This window comes from Xenorhabdus bovienii, from assembly GCF_024721015.1.
GTDB lineage: Bacteria > Pseudomonadota > Gammaproteobacteria > Enterobacterales > Enterobacteriaceae > Xenorhabdus > Xenorhabdus bovienii.
The window spans coordinates 1-967 of record NZ_JANAIF010000242.1; the positions used below are offsets into that span (position 1 = coordinate 1).

2 protein-coding genes are annotated in these 967 nt (G+C 37.5%); one reads left to right on the forward strand and one right to left on the reverse strand.

Translation table 11 applies throughout. The features are described 5' to 3' along the window. Positions 1-167: 167 nt before the first annotated feature. Positions 168-635 carry a DUF4756 family protein gene (locus NXS07_RS20320; RefSeq protein WP_258087553.1) on the forward strand — a complete coding sequence of 156 codons (468 nt, stop codon included), beginning with the start codon at positions 168-170 and terminating at the stop codon, positions 633-635. Positions 636-682: 47 nt separating this feature from the next. On the opposite strand, the gene NXS07_RS20325 is transcribed toward NXS07_RS20320, so the two are convergent. Next, a complete protein-coding gene (locus NXS07_RS20325) occupies positions 683-892 on the reverse strand; it encodes an H-NS family histone-like protein (RefSeq protein WP_258087554.1) in 210 nt (69 codons plus the stop codon). Positions 893-967: the final 75 nt, after the last annotated feature.

The following is a 967-nucleotide window of genomic DNA, read 5'->3' on the forward strand; positions in this document are numbered from 1 at the left end:
CATCCACTTTAGCCATTAATGACTCTCCAGTAAATTGCCCTATATTACATGATGTTCACCGGATTGAATACATGACCAAATAACCAATAGTTTATCCCGTGTTGATTTGACACTTATACCATATCTCGTAATATAAATGTATTCACCATTTTATTTACGAGGTATATATGAGAAAAGTAAAGTTAAATAACGACGATTTAATTCAGTATCTGAACACCATCAATACATTAAAGAAATATCCAACGATGTCTGAATACAGAGAGGAATATCGCAGGCTAAGAACCAATGGTTCACCTTCGATTGAAGCCAAGAAATTTAAATCTGCGCACACCGAACTCCTGAGATTAGACAGAAAGAAAAAATCACTGCTCGAAAAATTTATTGAAGAACTCAATCCTGTCAGCCATACATCGGCCCTTGCATCCAAAAAGATAGAAAAAGTGCAGGAGTCCATTATCTACAGAAAGGCCCTGATTGAAAAAAGCTCTGATGAACTCGTCGCTCTGGTCATAAAACAGCGCACAGAAGCAGCTCTTGAGTTCCAGCATTCTGTTGAGCAAAGTCTTGAGCAACTTTCTGGTATATCTTCTGATTTTAATGCATCAGCAACAAAACGCCGAAAATTTTCTATCTAAAATAAAACTACCATACTGGCAGTATTTACCAATATGGTGGTTTTATTTTATAACTCATGGGGTAATACACGATCACGCTCCATTTTCTTAAGCAACCGTTGTAATCTTTCTGCCCTTAGCTTTTGTGCCTTCTTATCACCAATCTCCTGATAGTATTCTTCCCGACGCTCCGCGACAACTTTGCGGAACTTCTTCAAAAACATTTCCAGTGCTTTGATGTCGGTAGTAGCAGCTTCTGCTTGGATTTTTTTATACATATATACCCATCGTAATTGAAGATACTTGATTTTTCATTCGTATCAGATCAAGATCGCGCCCATGACAATTACTCT